At 40.1% G+C, this 4064-nt stretch carries 2 protein-coding genes and 1 tRNA gene; all 3 read right to left on the bottom strand.

Annotated features, from left to right (window positions below; translation table 11 throughout):
* Positions 1-72: 72 nt before the first annotated feature.
* Positions 73-164: transfer RNA gene (locus CXF78_RS13675), tRNA-Ser, on the bottom strand.
* A 1021-nt stretch (positions 165-1185) separates the two neighbouring features.
* Positions 1186-1383, bottom strand: coding sequence for a carbon storage regulator CsrA (gene csrA, locus CXF78_RS13670; RefSeq protein WP_011636538.1), 198 nt, complete (start codon positions 1381-1383; stop codon positions 1186-1188).
* Positions 1384-1840: 457 nt separating this feature from the next.
* A partial coding sequence (alaS, locus tag CXF78_RS13665; protein WP_102037106.1) for an alanine--tRNA ligase occupies positions 1841-4064 on the bottom strand: 2224 nt, incomplete at its 5' end.

Below are 4064 nucleotides of genomic sequence, written 5' to 3'. Positions count from 1 at the left end.
AAATCGGTAAAACAAGCCATTCATAAATATTGCTATCGTCTGCATGTTAAGTGCGCGACGTTACTTAATGAATGGCGGAGAAGGAGGGATTCGAACCCTCGATGGGATTTAAAGCCCATACTCCCTTAGCAGGGGAGCGCCTTCGGCCACTCGGCCACCTCTCCGTTTCTTGGCGCACATATTACTGTTTGATGAAAATAAGTCAAACCCTTTTTAGGAAACCTAACTTCATTTGGAGTGTTTTTAAGCACATTGGAGATAATAAACTCAAATCTTGATGAAAACAGTCGTTTTTTGATGAATATTCTTTTTAATTTACAGACATAACCTCATTAAACCTCAGTTCATCCGACAAGCGTTTTAAGGTTTTTCACCAAAGGGATCTTTAAAGGCATCGTTGATTTAAACAACCTAGCCTCCTCAATTGGACAATTTATACTCCCAATGACAATTCCACATCATATTAAGTAATAGAAAATGACAACATAAAGCCATTTTGAGGATGTTTATCTGCTTTGACTTGCATGAGCTTACGATGAATTTGTAGTGTTCAACAATTACAACGCTAGGATCAGGCTGAATTATCCAAACTTAAATGAATATACGTTCAATGAAAATGGCTTAGTACTGATTGTTAACTACAAGTAGCATCCTGTGATCATTCAACACTAACTTAATTAAATGCATCAGACGGATAACAAATATAATGACAAATCCCTTATAGATGCATTCAACAAACTTAATAAGTGTGCTGAAATCGTCTTGTGAGAGCCTCATTCATTTCACTTCAACCTTGCATCAACTTAAAGGGAAATAGTCCTACTTACACTAACAAGCTTAAATTGAAGCGGTGAGGTGCTCTAAGCTACAGCTAATGTAACCTCAACGCAGAATAACAGATGGGTCAAGCGATAAACCTTAGAATAATAACGGGTCACTCATATTCAAATTGACCCGTTATTATTTGAATTTGGGTCTAAATTTGAGGCTACCCCGTGAAATCACACTTAACTAGCTGGTCTTTCGATTGAATTCACCGCACAAATAGCTTTTTGATGACAGTAAAAATGCCGAATAGAATTTAACGAATAAGGACTGATTAAGCATTACGGTAATATACCGTAATGTAAAAAACAAAAAAGCCAGCAAATGCTGGCTTAATGATATCGACATAATCTGCCGAAATTAGTAATTACCACCTTCAGAAGGGGTTCCTGACTTCTCAGATTGAATACGTTGGTAGATCTCTTCACGGTGAACAGATACTTCTTTAGGTGCATTTACACCAATACGTACCTGATTACCTTTAACACCTAGCACAGTAACGGTGACTTCATCACCGATCATTAATGTTTCGCCTACTCGACGAGTCAAAATTAGCATTCGATTGCTCCTTTAAGTTCAATCTGCATAACACGCTTTATCCGTAATATGCGCTCATTATAAGGTCTGCTTTACATAAAATCATAGTATCAATTTCTGAATACATCAGTTTATAAAGCAAATTCTCTTAGGAAATCATAAAACTTGACGATTAGTCGTCTTTTAAAACGAGAATAACCGTAAATTAATCACATTCACGATATAAGATTCAGTAGCTAAACAATCCAATACGGCAAACCAATAACAAAAACGACAGGAATTGAAAACCAATACAATATTAAAGTACTACACAAGTACAATAGTAAGCATTGCCCAACGCTTGCAACCCTTTAAACGCTTTTACTGTTAGCAAGTTAGTTCACTATGCCAAATCTACTCATAGCACTCAAGTCATAAAGTCGCATATCTTAGACTTTATGACTCAATTGCCAAAAAAAACGCTAATCTACAGATTTCATTAACTTAAACGTTCGTTTACCCAGGGCTCTACAAGGGCTAATGCTGCGGCTAAATTCTCAGGCTGAGTTCCACCAGCTTGTGCCATATCAGGACGTCCACCGCCCTTACCGCCAACATGTTGTGCAACCATTGCAACTAACTCACCCGCTTTGACCTTTTTGGTTAAATCGTTGCTGACACCAGCAATTAAATTAACTTTACCGTCTTTAGCAGTACCTAGCACAATAATCGCAGATTTTAACTTTTGCTTCAGCTCATCTTGTAATCCACGAAGTGAACCAGGGTCAATACCATCAAGCTGTTTAACTAAAAGTTTAACACCATTAATTTCTACCGCATCACCTGCCATATCGGCACTGGCCGCAGCAGCTAACTTATCTTTTAATTGAGATAAATCTTTTTCTAATTGCTTCACTTTATCTAGCTGAGCTTTTAACTTGACCACAACTGAAGCACTATCGGACTTAAGTAGTTGTGCAGCTTCATCTAACATGGCTTGCTGCTCGGCAATATAAGCCATTGCAGCAATACCCGTAACAGCTTCAATACGACGTACTCCTGCGGCAATGCCATTCTCAGAAGTAATTTTAAATAAACCAATATCACCAGTGCGGCCAACGTGAGTTCCACCACACAGTTCGATAGAGAAATCACCCATAGTGACAACACGTACTTGGTCATCGTATTTCTCACCAAATAATGCCATTGCACCTTTTTCTTTGGCTTCATCAATGGCCATTTCGGCGGTACAAAGTTCATGGTTGCGACGAATTTGGGTGTTAACCAAATCTTCAACAGCTTTCAATTCTGATGGCTTAACCGCTTCAAAATGAGCAAAGTCAAAGCGTAAGCGTTCAGGATTAACAAGTGAACCCTTTTGAGACACATGTGAGCCTAACACTTGACGTAATGCAGCATGCAATAAGTGAGTAACAGAATGATTCAATTGCGTACGATGGCGTAACTTTTTATCGACCTGCGCGGTTAACTGTTGCCCGATCACTAACTGACCTTGAGCTAGTTGACCTTGGTGACCTGTAGCTGGACCAAATTTTTGAGTGTCTGCAACGGTAAATACTACACCATCTGCTGTCAGCAGGCCTTTATCACCAACCTGCCCACCAGATTCTGCATAAAATGGAGTATTGTCTAATACTACGACGGCATCCTGACCCGCTGTCACGGTATCAACCGCTTTACCGTCAACATATAAAGCAATCACATTAGGCTGACCAGTTAACTCGGTATAACCACTGAATGCGGTTTCTGCGTCGATAATTAATTGGCTATTATAATCAGCACCAAAGTTACCTGCAGCTTGTGCACGGCTTCTTTGTTCAGCCATTGCTGACTCAAAGCCAGCTTCATCAACGTTAATATCACGTTCACGACAAACATCTGCAGTTAAATCAACAGGGAAGCCATAGGTGTCATACAGTTTAAATAAGGTGTCGCCGTCTAAGGTATCACCTTGCAAGTTGTTCAACGCGCCATCTAAAATAACTAAACCGCGCTCAAGAGTGCGAGCAAACTGCTCCTCTTCCGCTTTTAAGGCTTTTTCAACAATAGCTTGAGTTTGTTTTAAGCCAATGGCGGCATCGCCCATTACGCTAATAAGTGTTGGCACAAGTTTGTAGAAAAATGCGTCATTAGCGCCCAGCTTGTTACCATGACGAACTGCGCGACGAATAATACGACGCAACACATAACCACGACCTTCATTTGATGGCATAACACCATCAGCAATTAAAAATGCACATGAACGAATGTGGTCAGCAATAACACGCAGAGATTTATTTTCTAAATCAGTTACACCGATAATTTCAGCAGTTTTGGCAATAAGTTGTTTAAAAATATCGATTTCGTAGTTTGAATGCACGCCTTGCATAATCGCAGCAATTCGCTCAATACCCATACCTGTATCAACAGAAGGTTTTGGCAAAGGCAACATTTCACCGTCGGCTTGACGGTTGTACTGCATAAAGACAATGTTCCAAATTTCAATAAAGCGATCACCGTCTTCTTCAGGCGTACCTGGGCGGCCACCCCATATATGATCGCCATGGTCGTAGAAAATCTCACTACAAGGACCACAAGGACCGGTATCACCCATCTGCCAGAAGTTATCTGACGCAAAAGCTCCGCCTTTATTATCACCAATGCGGATCATATTTTCTGCTGGCACACCTATTTTTTGAGTCCAAAGATCATATGCTTCATCA

It is taken from the genome of Shewanella sp. 11B5, from assembly GCF_002836795.1.
Lineage (GTDB): Bacteria > Pseudomonadota > Gammaproteobacteria > Enterobacterales > Shewanellaceae > Shewanella > Shewanella frigidimarina.
This window is presented reverse-complemented; position numbering and strand designations above follow the sequence as displayed.

Bases quoted from the DNA above. Each gene is read 5' to 3' on its own strand.
- csrA (WP_011636538.1), bottom strand. From the start codon at position 1,383: ATGCTAATTTTGACTCGTCGAGTAGGCGAAACATTAATGATCGGTGAT.